The following is a 23365-nucleotide window of genomic DNA, read 5'->3' as shown; positions in this document are numbered from 1 at the left end:
TCCTGTGGGGTGCGCATCTTGTCTGCTCAATTCTTACCCTCAAAACTGGAGCAACGCTAAAATCTCAGTAACTAATCTTCACTGAATCCTCGCCGTTCCTATGTCTCCCTCCTCTCCTCCCATCACCCTCACCGCTGCCCTCAAAGAATGGGCCGTTGCAGTGGATGCCCTGACTCAAGGCGAAACCATTCTCCTTCTACGCAAAGGTGGCATCCGGGAGCAGGGTGGTTCGTTTCAGGTAGCCCATTCCCCCATGTGGCTCTATCCCACCTATGAACACCAAAAGCCTCACCTGCTAAAGCCAGAATACGCCGATCGCGTCACCCCTGTAGAATCGGGCTGGCATCCTGAAACCGTTTCCATTCAAGCCTGGGCAGAGATTACTCACACCTTTCAGGTGAGTGAAGCCGCTACCGTAGAGTCCCTCCTGCCCTGCCACATCTGGAATCAGCAATTTGCGATCGAACGCCTGAAATGGAAACCCAAAACGCCGATCGCCTTACTATTGCTACGGGTTCATCGGTTGCCTCAAGCTCAAATCATTCCCTATCGAGCCGAATACAGTGGTTGTAAATCCTGGATTGATCTGCCAATTGATCTTCCAGTGGATCCATTCCCTGAGCAGGCAGTGCCAGTGTTCACAGCCGAGGAATATCACAGACAGGTTGAAGCGATCCAGGAAAAACTTGAGGTGAATCGTCAGCAATGAGCCAATTACAAATTCGTGAAGATGATTTGATGGGTGAGAAAATCGCTCACTTGCTGCGGGAACACCTCAACCATATGTATGAGATCACCCCCCCAGAAAGTGTTCATGCCCTGGATTTAGAAACCCTGCGATCGCCCAGCATCACATTCTGGTCAGCCTGGGAGGAGGAGGAATTACTGGGCTGTGGGCCCTGAGGGAACTGGATTCGAGCTGCGGTGAAGTTAAATCCATGCGGACGGTTGAGCTGCATCGCCGTAAAGGAGTCGCTTCAAAAATTCTGGAACATATCATCCAGGAAGCCAGACGACGAAACTACGATCGCCTGTATCTGGAAACTGGCTCTTCATCTGAGTTTGCTGCGGCCCAGGCCCTGTATCTCCGGTACGGATTCGTCTATCGTGGCCCGTTTGCAGAATACATTGAGGATCCCAACAGCGTCTTTATGGTGAAACAGCTTCAGGCAGAGGACTGAGTTCATCCTGTTACTTTCCCCTCCTCCAGCGGCATCCTAATCCTAAACAGAACTGAACTGCTGCTTTGCCATGACCCTTCAACCTGCGCCCCGCCTCACCCCCGATCGCCCTCCCAGGTCTGACTATGAACCTCACCGGGATTTAGTTCACCAGTTGGATTTGCTGATGCGATCGCACTACCCTTTGCTGTATTTGGTGTCGGTAGAAGAGGAACCCGTCGAGGACGTTTTGCGGCGAGTAGCTGTCCTGCCCCAGGTGCCCCGGCAGGTGGTTTTCTGGGATGTGGTGCGGGGTTGGGACGACAACGGTAATCATAAGGGTTCGGTGATGGGGGCCCTCGATCGCATCCGTCAAGCTTCACCCGATGATGCGGCTCTGTTTGTGCTGCGGGATCTGCATGCCACTTTGCGAAATTCCTTCAGTGAGAAAAGTGCGCCTGTCATCCGAGAAATTAAGACGTTAACCAGGGAACTCAAGCACAGCCGGAAAACGTTGATTTTGACCAGTCCAATCCTGGAAGTTCCGCCAGAACTGACCGAAGAAATCACCGTAATTGATTTTCCCCTGCCGGACGTTCGGGAAATTGCTCACCTGATTGCCCAATCCGTGGTTCCCGATCAGCTCAAAGTTACGGGATTGGCACGGGAGCAACTGGTGAAAGCCTGCCAGGGACTCAGCCGCACCAAAATTCAGCGGGTGTTAGCAAAAGCCTTAGCCGCCAAGCAGGAGGTGAATGAGTCCGACATTCTGGGAGTTCTGGAGGAGAAAAAGCAGGCGATTCGCCAAACCGGAATCCTGGAATTCATAGCAACCCAGTCTACCCTCAGGAACGTAGGTGGACTGGACAACCTGAAGCAGTGGGTGCGAGTCCGGCAGGATGTGTTTACGGAAGAAGCCCGTCGCTATGGAATTCCTAACCCCAAAGGGGTCTTACTGGTGGGCATTCAGGGCACTGGTAAATCCCTTTCTGCTAAAACGATCGCCCACGAATGGCGTTTACCATTGCTGCGGTTGGATACGGGTCGTCTGTTTGGCGGACTGGTGGGTGAAAGTGAAAGCCGGGTGCGGCAAATGATTCAACTGGCAGAGGCGATCGCCCCTTGCGTGTTGTGGATTGACGAAATTGACAAAGCCTTTGGCAATATTACGAGCGGTTCCGATGGCGATTCCGGCACCAGTCGGCGAGTATTCGGTAGTCTGATCACCTGGATGCAGGAGAAAACCAGCCCTGTGTTCATCGTAGCGACTGCGAATAATGTACGAATTCTGCCCGCCGAACTGTTGCGAAAAGGCCGGTTCGATGAACTGTTTTTCCTCAGTCTGCCCACCGAATCTGAACGGCAGGATATTTTTCGGGTTCACCTGCAACGCCTGCGTCCTAGCCGCCTGCGCGAGTTTAACCTGTCCCTCCTGACCAGCACACCCCCGACTTTAGCGGAGCCGAAATTGAGCAGGTGATTATTGACGGGATGCATCATGCCTTTGGTCGAGGTTCCCCCGGTCAACGGCAGGACTTCACAACGGAGGATATTGTGCAGTCCATTCAGGAAACCGTTCCCCTGGCAGCGATCGCCCGTGATCAGATTACAGAGCTACAGCAATGGGCAAAGGAGGCAGGAGCCAGAAATGCCTCTGTTCCATCCTCAACCAATCCTCTGGGAAAAATGCAATAAATCTGTATTGCCAGTTCTGCTAGGTGGAAATCGGCGTGATTAACTCACAAGACACACCAGGTGAAGCCCAAATTCTGTGTTCGTTGGGATTGTTTCAGGCGAAATGATAAAAAAGCAGAGGATAGGTTTAAGAGAGATCTACAGATGTAGTTAAGATGGGCGATACTGGATTTGAACCAGTGACCCCTTCCGTGTGAAGGAATTTCTGATTTTTGTAGAAGCCATTCTAGACAGGGCTTACAGATATAGCGTAAATCTATCTTTAGAATTTTACCCCAATCTTTACCCCAATCTTTACCCCAATAACAATAATGTTGAGTTCTTTGAGGGAAGTTTGGTTCAGTTAGAAGCAGAACCAATTTGCAGGGGCTGTAATCTCAGGACGACAGTAACTCTAGTATGCCTGCTTTAATTAATAGTTGGCGTCCTCAATGCGATCGCCCCGGTTCAATTGCAGCAACCGAACCGTCACCCGACCCACTAGGGACAAAGGTGTGAATTCGGCTCCCGTGAGGCAAAAATGGTCAGACCAGCGATCGCGCTGAGGATGATACAAAGGAGTAATTTCCCCTATCTGGGGATCAATCGAAGCAAGATCCTTGTGTTTGTTGCAGAGAGAGCAGGATAGAGCTGAATAATTTTCCTACATTAGTCCTCCATGCTTCTCCGCAATAATATGGTCAGTCTCTCAACATAGCAATACCTAGAACCCTTGAGAAGGTAGGAGCTGTCAAGGGAAGAGACCCGTCGCTTGCTGAGTTTTAGTACAGGCATCAATTAAAATCCCCGCCGCCTGCTCTACATCCTGGTACATCGTAAATTTACCAAGCCCGATTCGTATTGCTCCATTAACGATATCGTTCGGTAGTCCAAGAGCCTGAAGAACATGGGAAGGTGCCTCGACTCCAGATGAGCAAGCAGAACCAGTAGATATAGCTAGCTGGTGGCGAACCCTAGTAGATTGTCAGCCTTGATTTGAAGGGTAAATGGATTGATAATTTGAGCTATCTCCAATCAGTCAAACCATTATGGCGCGAAAAAAATACATCGTTTCTCTAACTGCTGAAGAACGAAAAGAGTTGGAGCAACTCACTACAACTGGCAAAGTTGCTGCTTACAAAATGAACCATGCACGGATTTTGCTCAAAGCCGACACCAACCAAGAAGATGGAGGATGGACGGATCAAGCAATTAGCCAAGCACTCGACATCAGTGTAGCGACGATTGAACGGGTGCGGCAACGCTTTGTTGAAACAGGTCTAGAGAGTGCCTTGAGTCGGCAAGTGCAGCAACAACGCAAACCGCGCCGCCTCGATGGATCCCAAGAAGCACATCTGATTGCGATGACCTGTAGTGAGCCTCCCGAAGGACAAGCCCGTTGGAGTCTGCGCTTGTTAGCTGAGCGAATGGTGGAATTAGAGGTGGTCGAAAGCATCTGCCATGAAACCGTTCGACAAACGCTGAAAAAAACGACCTCAAGCCCTGGTTGAAAGAATGCTGGGTGATTCCTCCCGAGTCCAATGCGACGTTTGTCTACTACATGGAAGATATCTTAAGTGTCTACACCCGCTCTTACGACTCACGCTATCCCGTAGTTTGTTTTGACGAAACCAGCAAACAGTTAGTCAAGGAAACCCAAGTCCCTTTACCGATTGAACCGGGTCAACCGCCGCGCTATGACTACGAGTATGAACGAAACGGGGTCAACAATCTGTTCATGTTCGTTGAGCCCTTAGCGGGTTGGAGACATGTCCAAGTCACAGACCGGCGCACCAAGCACGATTATGCCCAGCAAATGAAATACTTGGTCGACGAGCGTTATCCGGATGCGGAGTGGGTCACGGTTGTCCAAGACCAACTCAACACTCATGACCCTTCGGCATTGTATGCCACCTTTGAACCCCAAGAAGCCAAGCGGATCCTCGATAAGTTGGAATTTCATTACACCCCGGTTCACGGCAGTTGGCTCAATATGGCTGAAACTGAACTCAGTGTTTTAGCCCGCCAATGTCTAGATCGCCGCATTCCAGATCAACCGTCATTGCAACAAGAAACACTAGCGTGGGAGCAGCGCAGGAATGCTCAACTGCGAACCATCGATTGGCAATTTACCACGGAAGATGCACGGGTTAAACTCAAACGACTTTACCCTTCATTTCAACCTTGACAGACCACTAGCAATGATTGCGCTGTTAGGAACGCCTGGAATAGATATATGTAGATTACCGGCTAAGCGATTACAAATGTCCCCGTGCACTACGAGACCAGGGATCGCTTCTACTAAAAGTGCTTGAAGCTTATCTCGTTTAGCTGCGATCGCCTGCTCATCTTCCTCCATTTCCAATGAGCGTAACCGACAAGCTTCTCCCAACCCAACAATCCCAGGAACGTTGAGCGTACCCGATCGCATTCCTTGCTGATGACCACCACCAAATATAAGCGGCTCCAAGTGATAGCCTTTATGAACAGCTAGTGCCCCAACCCCTTTTGGTCCGTAGAATTTGTGGGCAGAGATTGCTAGGTAGGTGATGCCCCACTCCTCAAACTGAACGGGAATCTTGCCGACTGCTTGAGAGCCGTCACATAGGAAAGGAATGCCGTAGTGTTGAGCAATCTGCCCAATTTTCTGAATCGGGTAGATGTTGCCAATCTCGTTGTTAGCTGCCATAACGCAGAGCAAGGACAGCCCTTCAGCGCAGACTTGTTCCAAATGTTCCAGGTTAAGCTTACCTTTGGAATCTACTTGGAAATAAACCAATTCAGCCCAACCTCGCTTCTCAAGAGCTTGGCAGGTATCGAGAACAGCTTTGTGTTCGATCGGCATTAAGCCAATTCGATGAGGCTTCGTTGGGTTAGGAGCTAAGCTCCCCTGAATTGCTAGATTGATGCTCTCGGTCGCACCGGATGTCCAAATGATTTCCCTTGGTAAAGCTCCTATGAGGTCTGCAACTTGTTTGGCGGCTTGCTTGATGGCAGTTTCAGCGGGATCGCCCCACTCATGATCGGTGCTGCTAGCATTGCCGAACTCTTCTGTCATGTAGTGCAGCATTAAGCTGGCAACTCGCGGATCTGTGGGCGTAGTCGCGTGATAGTCCAGATAGATGGGCTTGGGGAGGGTACTTGCTCGCTCGTTCATGCCCCAAATTATAGGTTAGGAAGTCCTCGTAGGGTTTCTCATTGCTGTTTAACGATTTCGGCGATCGCAGCCATCTCTTCGTCCGCTAGAAATGGCACCTGAGCGTAAATGAGATCAGATTGGTTTGTCAGGCGAGCGGCTAGATGTCCCTTACCTAAAAGGTTTTCTGCTCCTTTTTGACCCAGAGAAATTTCCGAAGTGCCAACACTCTCAACTCTTAGGATTAAACGATTTCCTAAGTTGTCTCGAAGCTGCACCGGAAGGACATTCGCATCAGGACGCTGGGCAGCAAAGATGAGATAAATCCCTGCGGCTCTTGCTTTTACCCCCAATCGTTGTACTGCTGCCGATACAGCCGCTTTATATTCATCGACTAGCATCCATTCAGCAAACTCATCGTGAACTAGCCATAGTACCGGAAGCCTATCCTGCTCAGGCACTTTACTGTTGTAGTCCTGCAAAGATTTCGCTTTCTGAGGAAGAAACTTGCGGTATCGGTTGTCCATTTCCTCAACCAGAAGTTCCAGAACCTCGATCGCACGGTCCTGATCAATAATGATTCCTTCTTTGAGATGAGGTAGGTCGCTAATGTTGGCATAGTCAACGCCCATTTTAGGGTCAATCAGATAGATGCTTGCCAGTTTAGGAGAGTTCGTCGCACAAATATCAAGAAGGAGGTTTTGCAACAGAACCGACTTACCGCTGCCTGTGGCTCCAGCAATCAGCGTATGTGGAGCGTGTTGTTCTAAATTCTCGAAACTACTGCCTAGATTAAGGTAAAGCAATTCACCATCAAGTTCCTTAACCCCAATGACAAAACTGAGGTTCACACCCGAAGGCGAACGATTGATTTTTCGTTTTGCCCAAACTTCGCGTAGGGAAATCGTTTGGCGCTGGGGGCGGGCAACGGTGACGACGATTTCACCAGGCTGCCCATAAACGCTAATAACGTTTAGAGAGTGAGTGGTCAGGAGTTGCGATCGCTTCTTCTCAATGTCATCTAGCTTCAGATTGTCTGAGCCTTTGAAGCGGACGATCGCTGCGTTCGGAGTCAAGCGTTTTCCTTCAATTTTGGCTTGCAGGTTATATCCCAATAGAGCCGTCCGCAGTTTTCCAGCCGCTTCCTCCAGCCATTTCTCTGCCGCTGCGTCACCGTGGCTAGTCTGCGCTTGTCCCTGTTGCCACCAAGAAACCAGTGCTGGACTCGCCCAACTATCTACGTTTTCAGGAGGTGGGAAACTTGGGGAGACGGTAGTTTCGGGTTCTAATGCCTGGTCAGACAGGGTTAGCTGAAGTGGACTGTCAGGATTTTCAGGCAGATTAACTTTTGCAGGTGTCGCTGGGGGAGGCGTTGCTGCGTCTACTTTCCCAATTTCTAAAACCCATGTGACTCGATCCGCAGGCTGTAATGCTTCTGCTACTGTCCAGGGCTTGTCGTCGCCAAGCTGTTCCCTTACGGGGAAGAGTGGTTGTCCTGATTCGTAAGCCAGAACCAGTTTACGAACAGATTCTCGATCGAACACTTCTTGGAAGCAGCGTTCAACTTTAGGAATCGGCGATCTCTCCCCTTCTACATTGCTCTCATTCGTCCCTGACACAAAAACTTGGGAGTAGCCGGATAAATCAATCCGAAGTGTCCCTGAACGGATTTGTTCGCGCCACTGCTCAATATTCAGTTTGTTGTCGGAACTAAATTCAATACCGTCGAGGAGAAGATCGCTGAGGCGAGATAGCCATAGGTCACGGTCAAGACGACCTGGACTAATAAAGAGGGCATCGGCAATGCGATCGACTGTTTGCCGGAGTTGATTCTGTGAAGTCTTGCGAGCATCAGCCAAGCCCGCTACATCAACGTATTTTGCCTCAGAAATAATGACTTTCAGGACGGGTTCGCCATCAACATACTGGGGTGAAATTGCCATAATGTCAGCAATTTGACCTTCTTTTTGCCCTAACCAGGAAGCGTAGTCATCTAGGAAGTACCAGCCGATCGGGTTTTGCGCTCCCATCTCTGCTGTGATCAAAGCTTTACTTAGAACAACGCCCATTAGCTCGCTGGCGAATCTGCCGCATTTTGCGGCTCGTAACACGATGTCACCAGAAACAGCGTTAGCTTCGTTAATTAGGCGTTCTACCAATTTGTCGATTCTGTTGCTTTCCAAGCCTAAGTTCAAGGCTTCCAAGCGTTTTCTAACCAGCACCTTAAGGACATTCAGAGATGCATCCGAGGAGACGAGGAAGTTCCGTTCATCGGTGCGGTTCTGTTGATAGCGAATAACCTTTACGCCCTGGTTAACGAGTTGTCGTCGTTCCAGCAAATCATCGTAATTGACTACCCACTCCCCTAAACGGTGGCTTTCGTCAAAAGTTGTCTTTGTCGTTTCTTCCTGGAAGGAGATCTGACGGGCAGGTAAAAAGTGTTGGTCAGGAGAGCAATCTTCACCTTGAATCAGGCTATACACCATATCGAGGTAGGCTTGACCAACAACTGTTTGCTTGGGACAGGTGAGATAAACGGTGGATTTAAGCTCGTCTTTAGCAGATGGGCGTTTCCGTGCCCAACGAGCAGGAGAATGAATTAAGATTTCGGCTGTGTTGCTGTCAAACGGTGAAGGTTGCCAAACTACTTTCGCCTGCCGTGAGATTGCATCTTGCAGAAACACAATGTCAGCAAATTTGCCTTCTGTAGGGGTTGTGGAAGGAACGTCGTTAGACATAACTGAGATCCTCAGTCTTGCCATAAAGTCTTGAGAAACCTCACTAGCAATGAAGGCATCGGGGTCAGCATCCGAGCTTTCCAACATCTGCTCGTAGAGTTGAGCGAGTTTTTGTCCATTCCGATGGCGCAGAACAACCTGACAACGAACCTCTTCCCGATCGTCTTGTAGTTCTTCACTCAGCTTGTTGACGATCGCTTGAGGCAGCTTGATTGAGTCGGTTTGGTACAGAACGACGCTCAAATTCGTTTTCTCGTGGGGCAACAGTTCCACGTAGCGGCGGATGATCCCTAGCAAGCGATCGGCTGCTTCAGCCGGATTTTCGTTGGTTGTGCGATCGCTCTCGTCCCGGGTGGGGCGCTCCATCAGGCTATAGTCGTTGACTGTATCAGAGACAGACAACAATTCGGGCTGCTGTCCCTGGTAGCCAACACAGACCTCAGGATAGTAAGGATGATCGAGTTCGTTCCGCAAATCAGCAAAAAATAGACGGGAATCGCCAAAGTTGACCTCTGGTGTAGAGATGATGTATCGAAGGAGTCCTGCTAATTGGCGGGCTTTGACGGTTATCGAGGCTAATCGTAGTGGATGCCAGGGGGCGATGATAGTGGCAGGTTTACCGCGCTCCACTCGAATGCAGCCTAAGCGCAAGATAGGTTGATAGAAGTCAATGCGATTGAGATCGCCTTTGACGTGTTCTAAAACAGTCTTAAGTAGGTTGCCATAGGCTTCACACTGGTGCAACAGTTCTGGACTGGCAATACCTTGTCCTTCATTTGTAAAGCTGGCGATCGCTGCCCTATATCGTTCTGCAAAAGTTTTCCAGGCGGCGGTGATTGCTTCAGCCGCACTCTGCGAAAGACGACCATCCGCGACAGCTTGTTTGATTTTTGCAGGAAGAGTTTTGTCCAGGTCGCTCTTGCGATCGTACTTACTAACTAAAGAACCCCTGTCTTGACGATATGCAGCCATTAGGGTGCCAACGTCCGATAGAGCAATTCCCTGTAACCGCCCCTTTTTGCTGACTAACTCCCTTGATACCTGAGAAAGTAGGAAAGGTGAGTCTTTGAACATCCGTGCAAGGTCATTGCCCAATTCCATACCAATTGAATTTGGATTACAACGCCAGACCAGTTGAGTTTTAGCAACTAGAGCCTGACCGTTATCCCGCATCTCAACATAGAATTTAATTTCTGTCGCAGTTTTTGCAGTAGAGGTATTCTCCCGGTACTTTGCCTTCTTCGGAGCCTCTTTTAGCAACGTATCGTATTTAAATAGCCAATGAGTCTCCCATTCAATGTGAGGGGAGGTCAGTTGTTCAATACCTCGGTAGCGAGTGCAGAAATACCGGCCTACATCAGCATTAAGTTCCAGCCATTTACTTTTAGAGGCTTTTTTCTGGGTTTCAATTTTAAGGGATTTAACGCTAGCAACCGTCTCTGCCTGGTCAAAAAGCCGTTCAAAAGCTTGTAGTAAACCAATCAAAAAATCTGTGCATTCAATGGGTTGCCCATAAACGAACTTATCCCACTTTGCTTTGAGTTTGCGATCACCTTCAAGTTCCTGACGGTGCGCGTCATAAAACTCCCGATCCTCGTCTAACGCCTCACGCTTATTGCGCTTTTTCAAGGCATTGATGTACTGAGTTTCTGACTCCGTTAGGGTATCGGGATATTCATCATTAAAGAAATCTAGGGTGAGAGAAGCAATGTCTGTCTTTTGAGCTTGTAGCCCAGAGAACAGCGTGTTGATATTATCCGATTCCCACTCAAACTTAGAAAGAGCTTCAGCTTCAGGAGTCCAGCCAGCAGAACTGCCAATAAAGGACTGAATAGTAGGATGGGCGATCGCAGGAATACCATCCTTCACCTTGTCAAAGGCAGTTTGAAGATCCTGCTCATCAATTGGCTTGCGGCTAGGGGTTTGCTTCAGTAGTAAACAGGCACGTTTCGCAAAGGCTTGCTGAAACAACTTTTCCCAGCGTTGCGTTTGTCCTAACTGAGTTTCAGGAATGGCACGAAAGTAGCCGGAATCACGGGGAAGCCGTAGAGCAGGAAGTGCCCATCCAAGTGCGTCTATGACTGGAAGGCTTTCTTCAAGGATGCGCGATCGCGTTTGAACAATGTATTCCGCGAAATTTTCTAGGCTGGGTGTGCCGACTCTCTGGAGTCCATTTAGGGCTTTACGCCAGTATTCAATCTGCTCAGCAGGAATCGGCAGGTCTTTTGCAGCCAGGTTAATCCAGCACTCAATCTGTCCCTTCAGTTCTTGAGCGCCGACAGAGGTAATGTCATTCAGAGATTGGGCTTGGTCGTCGCTGATGTTAGCCAGCAGTAGTGCAGGGCGATCGCAAGCTGAGTGACGCAGGTGAACTGTACGTTCATCAGTCAAAATTTCGTCAGGTAAGCCGAAGCCTGCCACGAGATCTCGTGGAACTTGAATTTTGATGAGCGGGGCAAGTTCAGAATCCTTCAGAATGGTTTGAGATACGGCAGCAACCTGCTGAGCGGTAAGACGATTTAGCAGAAACCGGGCTACTCCCTCGTTGGTCTCGTCGGTTTGTATTGAGCGTTTCAGGAAGTCAGCCGCAACTTGACCAATCAGTTCAATGGTCTGCATCATCTCACCTCCGAGGCAAAGGGATTTTGAACGTAGGCACAAGCATCGGAAAGGCGTTTGAGCAGCCCAATGCTGGCAAGGCGACGTTCAAGCCGTTCGGCATTGGCTACAAAATCTTCGCGATCCGCATCACCGGAGTTGATTAAATCTGTAGCTTGGCGATCGCCAATAATAAACCCGTATTTCTGGTGCAGCTTCGCCAAAAACTCCTGAAACTCCATACGAGTTGGTACAGAAGCGAGTACTAACGTCCTTAACAAGGAATCAGTTGGGGCATAGCGAGTCCGACGGCTGCCCCGACTGGCTTCTGTAGCAACTTTTTGAAAACATAAAGGGAATACTGGTTGGTAAAGCAGCCAGGAGAATACTTTGTTGTAATGTTAGTTGCTGTCAATCAAGCAAAAGAACGTGTTGTAGCTGCCTATCATAAGTCAGCCCATGAAATCCGCTCCAAGTACCCCCCAGGAAGTCTTCAATGTCCTTTCTGTGGGCAGGGCGTTTTTCCACGTGAGCGAAAAGGATTTGTCTTACATTTTGTTCATCAGCATTCCTGTACCAGTAATATTGCTAGACATCCTGAGTCTCCTGAACATGAGGAGGGGAAACTAAAACTCGCTAAATTTCTCAAGGAGCAAATTAAGGATGATCCTGAACAGAATGCAACAGTTGAGGTTGAATATCATTTACCTAACTGTGGGGAAAATGGAAGAATTGCAGATGTAGCTTTAGTTTACAAAAATGGTAATCTTCTGATTGCGGAATGCCAACTTTCTCAAATTACTCCTGATGAACTCGAACAACGAACACGAGACTACCACTCAATTGGAGCAGATGTCCTTTGGTTCCTCGGAAAGGAAGCAGATACATCTGAAAATCGAGCATGGCTCCGTTCAGTCTTCGGTGCAGTTGGACGGATTGATTTCAAGTACGATCCAGCTTGACGACCAGTCTATCTGTACACTGCCTCAAAGTAGTTCGCTCCGAGGCATTAACCTTCGGACAAATACTCTAAATTCTTGTTCCATTGAAGCAGAGAAAGGACTGGCAAAAAAGCAATTTTTCTCACTACAAGAATCAACAACACAGATAGAACCGTTACTTGGTTGCTCTATTAGTACAGAATTTGGAGCCTCCAAAATTACCACATCTGGTTGTTTAGATATTGAAATTCAATTTCAGGATTACTCTCCGTTATTACCTGGAGATCGCGTTACTCGTATGGGACGGCATGGATGGAATGGTCAAGTCCTCCAGATAGAAATCAATTCAGTATTAGTGCAATGGGGAAATCGTACAGAATGGTTAGATCGAGTTGAGGTATATCCATTAGATCGTTTTGGAAAGCCTCGTATTCCTGGAAAAGTTGATAGCATTAGCATAGTTGCTCAGAGAGCTAGACTTACACTAAGACCAGGAAGAACTTCTAAAATTTCAACAGCTACAAATAATCAACTTGGATTATTCTAACTGCAAATTTAATCAATTTCCTCTACTGCGTTTTGGCATAATCATCAATGTCAATAGAATCATAAATCTCCTTAACCTGAGTAACAGATTTAGCTATTCCGTGAATTGGATTCAACCATTCTCCACCTTCATATTTCCATACGTCAAAAATTTTTCCAGCTAAATCTCTTACTTCGATTGTGCTTCTACTGATTCCTTTGTTTCTTCTATTTTTAGGAATTCTAATAAGGGTGAGAGTATAGCCTTCACCCTGAAAGTGTCTAATTCGCATCATGAGTTTATTTGAATGCAGAATTAATCTGCATAGCCATTTTGATCGGTGTAATCATCAATATCGAGCGCATTGTAGATCTCCTTGATTTCAGCAATGCTTCTAGCTGTTCCGTGAACTGGATTTCGCCACAGCCTGTATCTACGATGCCATGTCTCAAATACTCTACCAGTCAGGTCTTTCACTTGGACTGTGCTCCTATCAATGCCTCGGTTGTGAGCAAGTACCACAATCAGAGTGTAGTCTAATCCTTCAACATATCTGACTGTCATTGTTGAACCTCCTTCGCACAGCCAGCAGTGTCAAACATAACGACAAATTTTTTACCTGGCTCAAGACGGTAAAGAGCTTTCAGGCATTCGTCAGCATCATTCCGACGACGAAAACGCTTCACCACAGAGTGCTGCATATTTGGAAGCTGATGGACGATGATCCAAGGATAGAGGCGTGTTGTATAGGTCATTGAAATCCAATGGAAACTAATTGGCTTCCATTTTATCATGATTTTTGGAAGCCATTTGGCTTCTATTTACGTCATCATGCTTCTCTGACAGGATCAGAGGCATGGGAAAAGCTGGTAAGGTTCTAGGGCAAGTTCTGACGAGTTACGGCATCAGCCAGGGTAAGTTGGCTGAACAGCTTGGCATTGCTCGATCTAACGTTCATAGATGGGTCGCTGAGATTAGAGATCCCAACTCGGAGACAGTTCAGGGAATAATCGCAGCACTTAAAGTAATTAATCCTGATGCTGCGGATGAGTTTATCGGTCTGTATACTTCAGACTTGGCTGTAGGTCAAGATGCTTTAGCTGAAGCAAGTTCAGGAGCATGGATAAATCCTGTTACTGGAGGGTTTGAACGTCTTCCTGACGCTGAAGGGTTAAACGTTGCCGCATTATCTAGACTGTTTGACAAAACAGCAACTTCTTACAAATATGTCTTCTTCCTTTCCCTGTTAGACATATTGAGAAGACAAAACTTTAATATTGACTCTCCAATCAGTCTTAGGGATTTACTAATTGAGATACTGGTTAATGCTTGGTATCCTCATACCTATTTCAAGCTGTCATTTGGCATACAGGACAAGATCGCTATCAAACTAGACTCTCTGGAACTGGATCTCGATAAGCCAGCATTTGATGAATCAGAGAAGAATTTGCTTAGAGAAGAGATATCTAAAAGAAATTTAGATAGTCTTTTGGTAGGTAAAGACTCATTGATGCGATATGTACCATTTCGACTAATTTCACCTTTTTTGTCACAACAACTGAAGGCATATAAGAGTCAAAATCGAGGCGCAACAAGAAATGATGATCTTGAGAATGAAATAATCATGGCTCTAGCTGAACAGTATTTTGATACAGCTAAACCACTTTATAAATTTGATGGAGATTCACCGAAGTCATGCAAATCTATTCACCTAAGTCCTGAATGGATTTCTTACATTAGGATAAATTATCCTATCATCAAGGGATGGGTTTCCTGGGAATGGCTACAATATATGCAAAGTAAGAACCCTAGCACTCCTGCCATATCAAATAAACTATTCCCTCAGCTTAGAAGAGGTGCTTTAAGTTCTCAGGCGAAGTATTGGCAGAAGATTCTAGAATATACCGATGAGATTAACTGTATTTATTCAAATCGCCCTTTAAGGGCAGATTCAAAGCTGTCTCTTGATCACTATCTTCCTTGGTCATTTGTAGCACATGATCAAATTTGGAATTTGGTTCCGACATTCAGTGATGTCAATTCATCAAAATCAAAAATTATTCCAGCTTCAATATATTTTGATGCTTTTGTACGGGTTCATTATCTTGGTCTTCAAACCTGGAAAAGAAAGATGAGTAACGATGGAACATGGAAAAAATTCATTGACTCATATATCTCTGATCTAAGGTTGAGTTCAAAAGATGATTTAACAGATTTTGAAAAACTTAGAAAAGCATTCGATTCGACCTTTCAACCTCTAACATCTTTAGCAACAAGCTTAGGATTTGAATCAGGTTGGACTTATTAATAAAGTTGACGCATTAAAATAAGCACTTAGCTAAATTTTAATCCTGTTACGCATACGACAAAGATCACACTCTCTATAACGAACATTAAACATGAAGTTATCTAGCGTTTGATGTTTGTCATAACCACATTTACCACACGCCCACCTAACGCAATCTGCTCTCCAATCAGGAGATAGGAAACGGAGTACAATTTTTGCATCAATAGTTTTTTGTGCTTCCATAATGCCAATCACATAAAAGCGAATCTCTGAACTTCAACCCAACGTTGTAAGTTGATCCGCGACGCAAGCCCGGTTACTGCCTCAACAAAGTAGTCATAAAGCTGGTACAGCTTCAATGTCGGGATTTGAGTCTCCTCTGGAGAGGCTGCGCCAACACCTTGAATTGCAGTGGATTTAAGGAACTGACTGAAAGCGTAAGGCTCGTCGCTAGTGAGAAAAGTAAATAGAGAGCGATCGTTCTGGGCGTAACGCACACAGAGCATCGGTAACACCAAAGCCGTCAGGGGGTGTAAGGGATAGGCATCTGCTAGCACCTTCGCCGAAATCTCGTATTCCGAGAGTACGTCCTTTAACGCATCAAACCAGCTTTCTGCTTGGAGGCGAATGCTATGAAGAACTGGGTCAGCATTAGATCGATCGATCGCTTGTCCAATCAAGCGGGTCATCTGACTAGGTGATTCAGTGAGAACGATATCTGTGAATCGTCCGTGAATCTTTGTCCATTCGCTTTGTTCTACTGTCGAGAGGCGATCGCTATATCCTGCAAATGACTGATGGAGAATGCCCAGCAGATGAACTTGATAGTCTCCCTTAAGCTCTAGCTCAGCAATCTGTTGAAGCAAGTAAAGATCTTGAATGCCCTGATGATGAGCCGCGTACTCTAGATTCTTGCCCAACTCATCGATAATAAGCAGCACATCCGTTTCAACCGTTTGGACGACCTCTCGGAGCAATTTCAGCACTTGTTGGTCTGTAACTTGGCAGTTGCCCTCCTCCGCCTGAAAGCGCCACTCATTGAGATCCATCCAGAAATCTGGTTTCCGCTTCTTCTTCCAAAAAAGATCAAACCCACGTGATAAGGCACGAACGATCGTCCAGCTTAAAGGCTCCCGTTGAGCGGTAGCAACGGCTCTCAATAATCCAGGCTCAGGAACATTTGTGATGGCTTCCATTTCGGAGCTTTCAGCCGGAAAAGCACATTCGGCGATCGCCCAGGCTTCATCGGCTACCGGGCTTTCTTCTGGCGCACACAAAGCCGCAAGATAATGGGCAAACGCTGACTTCCCTGTTCCATAGACTCCAGTTAATGTCCATGCTCGATGGGCATTTGGATCTCCAATGGCAGATAGAATCCGCCGCAACGCTTCAGCAGATCGCTCGGTCGGAACATAGCCTTGAGCCGCATCAGGCTTATCTAAATCTCTCTCTAAATTGACGGATCGGTAGTAGCGGCGGTGTAGCTCAAAATAGGTCGATAGAGCCTTATCGGTCATCTTGCTCACCTCCCCGCTCGGTAGTACCCGTCCAGGATAGCCCTTGATAGTTCAATTGGCTCATCTTCAAAGGAAAATTGCAGTTTTCCGGCTGCATCAGAGAGCCGAATCTGATCCCATCGTCGAGCTATTACTTCGATCGCGTCGCAGATGGCACTCTCGGTCAACTTAAATACGAGTCCTGGGCTACCAAGGTCGTAGAGCAAATTGCCAATTGGAATCGTTTTGGCGGGGCTACCTGTTCGAGCGTGATGCTCTAAGCAAGCGTAAACCACAATTTCTGGGGGTAAGCTTGGCTTCTGCCCAACCCGAAACATATAGTGCCGCGAATCCCCTGCGGTGTGAATTAACCCCAGTTCAGTAAATGGGCAATCCAAGGAATCTTCGCTGACTTGAGCCTTACCACTGGGCTGCACGACATACATTCGCAAAATGCAACTCACGTCCTTTCTGAGTGAAGACTCAGAAATACGAGGGGCTTCGCGATCGCGGTACTCACAAAGCTGGTAAAACAAATCTTCGGTCGTAAACTCGACCTGACGAAAATAGTTGAAGGCAACATCCCAGGCGGTCGCCAAGTTAGGCGCTTCTAGCAATTTCCAGTGCAATAGCCAAAGGGAGGCAGGATCTTCTAGATAAGAGTCCCAGCCTTCCTGCCCCAAGAGTTGCTGACCAAATTTTGTCGGCTGGTCATCCTTCAGCAGCTTAAAGGCAGAACACCAGTACCGAATGGAGCGCACCATGTTCTTTCCCACGCCGAGCCGAACAGGGGCATCCTCTCTTAAGAAAACCTCTGAATCGATAGAAGCACGATCAAAACCCTTCTTCAACCAACCAAAGCGGGGATGAAACGTTTCATGACGAGCAAAAACGATGGCTTTGGAATTGCCACTGGTACCTGTATTGCGATTCGCTTGCTCTACCGCCATAATTTTATAGAACGAATGTACCTATTTTCTACGATTCAGAGCATACTGGAAAGCCCCCAGCCATAGCGTGCATCTATTATGCTACTCCATATATAGGGGGAGGAGCTTAATTGTCCTTAATTAATAGGGATTACGCAGAATAACAAAGAGAACAAAGTGATCAACCCTTTAAGGGCAGTAGCATAATGGGTTCAAATTGTGACTTAGGCAGATGAAGTCTTTTGCGGATGTTTTGTAGCCTTGATGACTTTAGTGCGATCGCCGTTACCTGCCAACGCAGCAAGGTGGGTAAGCTTCTGCCGGATGCCTTATACATCCACGTCTCAGCCATAGAATCATTAGACCCGCTTCTTCAAGAGTACGAGAGTGAAGCTAGAGAGATAGCCTCCCGCCCAGAGGGGATCACACTCATTAAGTTCAATCTGGAAAAGCCAAGCATCTCCTACCTCTCATACCCAGATTTTGACAGCGAGCCGCACCCTGCGCTTCAGTCCAGCATCCAGGTGAACCTGCAAAGCCGTGAGGTAAACTATCGAGATTACGGTGAGGCAAGCAACCCCTTTATTCTTCACCGGAAAGAAACCTTTGTTGCGACTGATTATCCCCACTACCAGCAATTCGCTGCCCTAACTCGTCAGGAAGAAGCTCTAGGGCTATTGGATAATCCGAGGGCGATCGGGACACGCTTAGCGTGGGAGGAACGCTTAGCCCAATTCAAGGTCGCGTTTCAAGGGCATACTCTGATCCACCGATCGCTCCTCAATGCCCAATCTACACAGGTTAAGATCGATCGCCACAAAGCAGCAATCAGCCGCAACGACTTCTCTAAACCTGTACGTCTGGCATTAGAGGCAGGGCTGCTGAACCAAACCAAAACCTTCTTTGACTACGGCTGTGGGCAGGGCGGAGATCTGGAACGGGTGGGCAAACTCGGCTACGAGAGTGCTGGTTGGGGCCCTTACTACCGTCCAGATTCTCCATTAGTCACTGCGGATGTCGTGAACTTGGGATATGTCATCAATGTCATTGAGTCTCAGGCAGAGCGGCGTGAGGCGTTGATTAAAGCCTGGGAGCTAACTGGGCAGGTGCTAATTGTCGCTGCCCAGGTTCTCATCGCGCAGGGGAATAGCCAGATCGCCTATGGGGATGGGGTGATCACAAGCCGCAATACTTTTCAGAAGTATTACGACCAGGAAGAACTGAAGATTTACATTGACCAGGTGCTTGGGGTCGATGCAGTTCCGGCAGCGTTAGGGATCTACTTCGTTTTTCGGGACGAGGCACAGGCACAGAGTTTTCGGGCATCGCGGTTTCGATCGCGCGTCTCCGTCCCCAAAGTTCAACTGGCGAATAAGCGGTTTGAGGATTACAAAGAACTGCTCACTCCATTGATGGCATTCTTCACCGAGCGGGGACGACTACCAACTCTAGAAGAACTGCCTGAGACAGAAGCACTCAGTACTGAATTTGGTAATCTGCGACGGGCATTCCAGATCGTCCTACAAGCCACAAACCTACAGGAATGGGATGAAATTAGCGATCGCCGCCGTCAAGACTTGCTAGTTTATTTGGCGTTAAGCCATTTTGGTCGTCGTCCCAAGCTTCGGGATTTGACACCTGTGGTTCAGAACGACATCAAAAGTCTATTCGGTGGCTATCAGCAAGCCTGTGCTGCAGCAGACCTGATGCTGATGAGTTTAGGCAATCTGGAGGTGGTCGAGGAACGCTGCAAGAGCAGTGCAATCGGGCAAAAGCGACCAAACTCCCTATGGGTGCATGTGTCGGCGATCGAGGCACTTCATCCACTGCTGAGGCTCTACGAAGGTTGCGCCTCTCGCACGATCGGTCGTCCTCAGGAAGCCAATGTCGTCAAATTCCACTTTCGGAAACCCAAGATTTCCTACCTGTTCTATCCAAATTTTGACACCGATCCCCATCCTGCCCTCTACACCAGCATGGAGATCGACTTACGAGATCTCCACGTCCATTATCGGGATTATGACCCCAATGACAATCCCCCCCTGTTGCACCAGAAGGATTCAGTGGTGACAGCCGACTATCCGCTCTATGAGAAGTTCGCGAAGCTGACACGGCAGGAAACCGATTGGGGCTTGCTGGATGACTTGCGCCTGATTTATGACTATCGTGGCTGGCAAAAATGCCTGGAGGAGCATTGTGCTGAATTAAAAGGGCATCGCGTGGTGTGGCGAAAGGATGCTGATCCCTACAAAGTGAGGCTAGTTCAAGCTGCACGGCGGCAAGGAGATTCGAAGATGACTAGGGGATAGTTGCTTCTCGCTAAACCGAAATTCTTTTGTTCATTGTCAATATCTTTCTGGGAACTCTTATAGAGGTGCTATCCATACTGCATTCTCGTACAGTTCTTACGACATCTAGGGATGTGACTATGACAAGATCTCAGCAGATCAACAATATCATTGAAAAACGACAGCCCTTGGTGAAGCGGATTGAAAACGCTGAGGTACAGTTACAGAAATTAGGTTTGGAGCTGCAAACGCTTGCTCAGGAAAGAGACGAATTATCTCTTAGAGGCGAACTAGATGATCCTGAGCTTCGTGCACAATTAAAGAAAATTGATTTCACAACAATCCAACGTGAGATTGTGAGTGAATTAAGAGCACTCGATAACTTGAGAAAAGATTCTCTCGTAAGACTTTAAATATTGGCGTTGTTGGGCGTGCGAGGCAGGGAAAAAGCCGCCTTCTACAAAGTCTAACAGGTTTATCAACTGTTGAGATTCCTGATGGAGAACTGCTCCAGTGTACTGGGGTAAGAAGTACTATTTATCATGCTCAAGATATTACGACTTATGCAGAAGTAGTTTTTCATAGCGAACAATCTTTCTTAGAAGAAATCATTGCGCCTTACTATGAACAGCTAGGTTTAGGAACTAAGCCTAAAACTTTGCAGAGTTTTGCTTCTAATCCGCCACAACCTCCTTCTCAGAAAAGCTCCGAGCTGAATGCAAAGTATGAGCATCTTTGCAAATATCATCAGCATCTAGATAAATATCAGACCCTTCTCTCATCCGATTCAATTCGGATTGAATCAAGTCAAATACGAGAGTTTGTGGCTCAAGATACTGTTGATGGAAAAGGTGCGTATTACAACTACCTTGCAGTTAAAGAAGTAAAAATCTTTTGTCCCTTTCCGAACAAAGAAGTAGGAAGACTGGCGCTGGTAGATATGCCAGGTTTAGGAGATACGGGCATTGGAGATTCGGAGAGAATGATCCGAACATTAGGACAAGACATTGATTTTGTCCTATTTGTTCGACGACCAAGAATAGGGGGCGACGATTGGTTCGATTTCGATACACAGCTTTATGACACAGCAAACAAAGCTCTCACAGAACTACCTATTGAAGATTGGTCATTCATGGTTCTAAACCGTGATACTAGTAACTCTGTTCTTTGTGAGATCTTCGCTGAAAAGATGCAGGTAAAGCATATTAAAGTTAAGCGAACAATTATTGCCAATTGTGCTGACGAAACCGAAGCAAATAATGAAATCTTGGGTTCTGTTCTAGATTATCTCATCAATAGAATTGATGTTTTAGATTATCGGTATTCCACAGCCTGCTTTGATCGAGTAAGCCTACTTCAGCAACAAACAAATGCTGCAATTTCAAGTTTCTCCAGCATTATAGACGCTTTAAAGAGCGAGGATGGAATGGAGGAATTCAATGAAAGATTTAGTGCTTTTTGGGATGCTTTCCCAATCCGTCTAGAAGATTTATTAACTGAATTGATCGAAAAGAGAGATTGTGAAGATTACCACTTTCGTGAAGATGTGGATAAACTTATTCAAAGTTGCCGGAATGATAAAGTGATAGTGCCAGATCAAGAAGAAATTGAGAAACTTAACAAACGGTATGAGGGCTATCGAACAGCTTATGAAAAGAGCCTTCAAAATATTCGTACTCAACTATCTATCCGTTTCCTTTCTTTAGAAACAGGTCTCAATCGATCTCTGGAAGAAATTAAATTACAAGTCGTTGGAGCGTTAGCTGATCAGAATTTAGGTGGATTAGTAGCTAGAAATAATAACGAGCCTATAGCTGCTAGTAAATTTCTAAAATCTGTTGCAGATTTAATTCCTGAGAAACAACAAAAAATCAAGTTTGGATTTCAGCTTTTGGCTAATTTTGATCTTGTTTATCGGGGTTTAATTCAACATAGAATTCGTAAGCATTTGGATGTACTTACCCCTAACAAAACAAAATATAAATTTGAGCCTAAGTTATTGGATGAATTACTCAGGAAAGGGCAGTCTCCGGCTGAGAGAATTGTTGGCAATCTAAACCAAGCTTATATTGAAGCTGTCAACAATTGTGAAAAGGAGCTAAAGGGACTTTTAAGAGAACCTAGCCAAGCTGGATTCGCAATCGTTGAAGAATTTGTAGATCGCGTAATTCGAGCTAAGGGGGTTGAAAACGAATGGCGTGATTTTCTCTGGAGAGAACGCTCCAAAGTATGGGCTGATGCTTTCCATCGTATGGAAACACTACAGGAGCTTCAGAAAACCGCTAGAGATTTAGCCGAGCGTGCTAAAGCTACTAACAACGCAAATGAACTAAGTGAACTGCATAGTATTAGCTAATTTCAGTAGATCGCAAATTCTCTAGGAAAGGGGTAGGGTCAGGCTAAACGCATTAAAACAAAGCCATGACGATCTACCCAAGTTCATTATCGCCTGCTCCAGCTTTGACGGATGAAGCGACGTTGGAGGTAGCCCTCGACTGCCTATTGGAACACTTATCCCTGGACATGCAAGGTGGATACACACTCCAAGATCTGTTTGAGATTTTGCTACGGGCCGCCAGTCGCAGCGATAGCATTGAACACACAACACAACGATTGGAGGGCGTACCCAGTGGCAATGGCATTCGCTATCATCTCGATAAGTTAGACGATATCACAACTCTGGAATCTCAACTCAATGCCGCTCTGCAAAGCCGCATCCCCCCAAAAATTCGTAAGGGCAAGCATCGTATTGCCATTGACCTCCATCTGATTCCCTATTACGGCAGTGTGAACGTCGCCACTGAGCCTTACATCTACCGCTCTCAAGCTAAGGCAGGCACGACTTCGTTCTTTGCCTATGCCACCGTCTATGTGATTTGTCGTAACAAACGGGTTACTTTGGGTATTCATGCCGTGCATCGGCATGAAACATTGGTTGCAACCATCACTTATTTATTAGCCATGCTGACTCCCTTACGAGTCCGCGTCAAACGGCTTTATCTTGACCGTGGGTTCTATAGTGTACCAGTCATTCGTTGGCTCAAAGCTCTCAATATTCCGTTTCTCATGCCTGCGGTAATTCGAGGCAAACGTGGAGGTACTCGCCAGTTGTTGATTGGGCGCAAAAGTTATGCCACCCGTTATACCCTCAACAGCCCTCAATATGGTTCAGTTACCTGTCAGATGCGGGTGATTTGCAGCTATTACAAAGGGTTCAAAGGGAAACATGGTATCCAATACACCCTATACGTGGTGCATCGTGTGAGGGTTGCTTTGGAGCAGATGCATCAGCATTACAAAGACCGTTTCGGTATCGAGACCAGCTACAGGATGAAAAATGGGTGCCGTATCCGCACCACGAGCAAGAATCCAGTCACCCGTTTGCTGTTTGTGGCTCTGGCGTTTATTTTGGTCAATCTCTGGGTGTATTTGCTCTGGTTCTTTGTGAGCCGTACTCAACGAGGAGGACGGGTCGTTTACCGAGAACTCTTTAGTCTCAAGACCATGTTGGAGTTTCTCTCTCAGGCTGTCGAGCGACATTTCCCAGTCATCACAGCCATCTATTTACCCTCTCTAGAATGAATTTGCGATC

Annotated in this window: 16 protein-coding genes and 4 pseudogenes; 11 read left to right on the top strand and 9 right to left on the bottom strand. The window is 47.0% G+C overall.

All coding sequences use genetic code 11. The features are described from left to right. The first annotated feature begins 100 nt into the window (after positions 1 to 100). From ACM1PF_RS31900 to ACM1PF_RS31890, 3 genes and pseudogenes are all read left to right on the top strand, one after another. On the top strand, positions 101 to 709 hold the full coding sequence (locus tag ACM1PF_RS31900; protein ID WP_416670446.1) for a DUF1802 family protein: 609 nt from the start codon (positions 101 to 103) through the stop codon (positions 707 to 709). After that, positions 706 to 1181 (top strand): annotated as a pseudogene (locus tag ACM1PF_RS31895) (GNAT family N-acetyltransferase). Before ACM1PF_RS31900 ends, ACM1PF_RS31895 begins: the two are co-directional and overlap by 4 nt. 166 nt (positions 1182 to 1347) lie before the next feature. Continuing rightward, a pseudogene (locus ACM1PF_RS31890) lies at positions 1348 to 2855 on the top strand (AAA family ATPase). Between the two features lie 412 nt (positions 2856 to 3267). On the opposite strand, the gene ACM1PF_RS31885 reads toward ACM1PF_RS31890, so the two are convergent. Next, entirely contained in the window at positions 3268 to 3411 is a 144-nt protein-coding gene (locus ACM1PF_RS31885; protein WP_416670445.1) for a hypothetical protein, read from the bottom strand. A gap of 472 nt (positions 3412 to 3883) precedes the next feature. Here ACM1PF_RS31885 and ACM1PF_RS31880 point away from each other — a divergent pair. Continuing rightward, positions 3884 to 5022 (top strand): IS630 family transposase gene (locus tag ACM1PF_RS31880; protein ID WP_416668472.1). Its coding sequence is split into 2 segments (ribosomal slippage): positions 3884 to 4319 and positions 4319 to 5022, totalling 1140 coding nucleotides; the frame shifts between segments, so codons are not numbered across the junction. On the opposite strand, the pseudogene ACM1PF_RS31875 reads toward ACM1PF_RS31880, so the two are convergent. From ACM1PF_RS31875 to ACM1PF_RS31865, 3 genes and pseudogenes are all read right to left on the bottom strand, one after another. Continuing rightward, positions 5014 to 5991 (bottom strand): annotated as a pseudogene (locus tag ACM1PF_RS31875) (cysteine desulfurase family protein); the annotation flags it as partial. The gene ACM1PF_RS31880 and the pseudogene ACM1PF_RS31875 sit on opposite strands and share 9 nt — an antisense overlap. Positions 5992 to 6029: 38 nt before the next feature. Next, complete coding sequence (locus ACM1PF_RS31870) at positions 6030 to 11327, bottom strand: FtsK/SpoIIIE domain-containing protein (protein WP_416676899.1); 5298 nt, start codon at positions 11325 to 11327, stop codon at positions 6030 to 6032. Beyond that, a pseudogene (locus ACM1PF_RS31865) lies at positions 11327 to 11632 on the bottom strand (hypothetical protein); the annotation flags it as partial. The gene ACM1PF_RS31870 and the pseudogene ACM1PF_RS31865, both read right to left, overlap by 1 nt. 39 nt (positions 11633 to 11671) lie before the next feature. Between ACM1PF_RS31865 and ACM1PF_RS31860 the strand changes: the two are divergent. Both ACM1PF_RS31860 and ACM1PF_RS31855 read left to right on the top strand, forming a co-directional pair. Next, positions 11672 to 12268, top strand: a complete 597-nt coding sequence (locus ACM1PF_RS31860; RefSeq protein ID WP_416670444.1) for a competence protein CoiA — start codon at positions 11672 to 11674, stop codon at positions 12266 to 12268. Further along, a complete protein-coding gene (locus tag ACM1PF_RS31855) occupies positions 12243 to 12794 on the top strand; it encodes a hypothetical protein (protein WP_416670443.1) in 552 nt (183 codons plus the stop codon). The genes ACM1PF_RS31860 and ACM1PF_RS31855 overlap by 26 nt, the downstream gene beginning before the upstream one ends. A 22-nt stretch (positions 12795 to 12816) precedes the next feature. Here ACM1PF_RS31855 and ACM1PF_RS31850 read toward each other — a convergent pair whose 3' ends face one another. From ACM1PF_RS31850 to ACM1PF_RS31840, 3 genes are read right to left on the bottom strand one after another with little or no spacing between them, the layout of a single operon-like run. After that, complete coding sequence (locus ACM1PF_RS31850; RefSeq protein ID WP_416670442.1) at positions 12817 to 13068, bottom strand: hypothetical protein; 252 nt, start codon at positions 13066 to 13068, stop codon at positions 12817 to 12819. Between the two features lie 20 nt (positions 13069 to 13088). Further along, positions 13089 to 13337, bottom strand: a complete 249-nt coding sequence (locus tag ACM1PF_RS31845; protein WP_416670441.1) for a hypothetical protein — start codon at positions 13335 to 13337, stop codon at positions 13089 to 13091. Next, positions 13334 to 13528 (bottom strand): hypothetical protein, encoded by a 195-nt coding sequence (locus tag ACM1PF_RS31840; RefSeq protein ID WP_416670440.1) that lies wholly within the window; start codon positions 13526 to 13528, stop codon positions 13334 to 13336. Before ACM1PF_RS31840 ends, ACM1PF_RS31845 begins: the two co-directional genes overlap by 4 nt. 101 nt (positions 13529 to 13629) lie before the next feature. Here ACM1PF_RS31840 and ACM1PF_RS31835 point away from each other — a divergent pair, with 101 nt between their 5' ends. After that, on the top strand, positions 13630 to 15081 hold the full coding sequence (locus ACM1PF_RS31835) for an HNH endonuclease domain-containing protein (RefSeq protein WP_416670439.1): 1452 nt from the start codon (positions 13630 to 13632) through the stop codon (positions 15079 to 15081). Between the two features lie 230 nt (positions 15082 to 15311). Here ACM1PF_RS31835 and ACM1PF_RS31830 read toward each other — a convergent pair whose 3' ends face one another. Then, a complete protein-coding gene (locus tag ACM1PF_RS31830; protein ID WP_416670438.1) occupies positions 15312 to 16577 on the bottom strand; it encodes a hypothetical protein in 1266 nt (421 codons plus the stop codon). A 5-nt stretch (positions 16578 to 16582) separates the two neighbouring features. After that, on the bottom strand, positions 16583 to 17506 hold the full coding sequence (locus ACM1PF_RS31825) for a DUF4007 family protein (protein ID WP_416670437.1): 924 nt from the start codon (positions 17504 to 17506) through the stop codon (positions 16583 to 16585). 227 nt (positions 17507 to 17733) lie between these two features. Between ACM1PF_RS31825 and ACM1PF_RS31820 the strand changes: the two genes are divergently transcribed. The 4 genes from ACM1PF_RS31820 (at position 17734) to ACM1PF_RS31805 (ending at position 23355) form a co-directional block, all read left to right on the top strand. Further along, positions 17734 to 19794, top strand: a complete 2061-nt coding sequence (locus tag ACM1PF_RS31820) for a DNA phosphorothioation-associated putative methyltransferase (protein ID WP_416670436.1) — start codon at positions 17734 to 17736, stop codon at positions 19792 to 19794. 119 nt (positions 19795 to 19913) lie between these two features. After that, positions 19914 to 20186: a hypothetical protein gene (locus ACM1PF_RS31815; RefSeq protein ID WP_416670435.1), complete on the top strand. Its 273-nt coding sequence runs from the start codon at positions 19914 to 19916 to the stop codon at positions 20184 to 20186. A gap of 410 nt (positions 20187 to 20596) precedes the next feature. Next, positions 20597 to 22129: a hypothetical protein gene (locus ACM1PF_RS31810; protein ID WP_416670434.1), complete on the top strand. Its 1533-nt coding sequence runs from the start codon at positions 20597 to 20599 to the stop codon at positions 22127 to 22129. A 65-nt stretch (positions 22130 to 22194) separates the two neighbouring features. After that, on the top strand, positions 22195 to 23355 hold the full coding sequence (locus ACM1PF_RS31805; protein WP_416666610.1) for an ISH3 family transposase: 1161 nt from the start codon (positions 22195 to 22197) through the stop codon (positions 23353 to 23355). The last annotated feature ends 10 nt before the right edge of the window (positions 23356 to 23365 follow it).

Origin of the sequence: Egbenema bharatensis FJBBOT/2019, assembly GCF_048077055.1 — a bacterium.
GTDB lineage: Bacteria > Cyanobacteriota > Cyanobacteriia > Elainellales > Elainellaceae > Egbenema > Egbenema bharatensis.
Note: the sequence above shows the minus strand (reverse complement) of the source record. Positions and strands in the feature narration are given on the sequence as shown.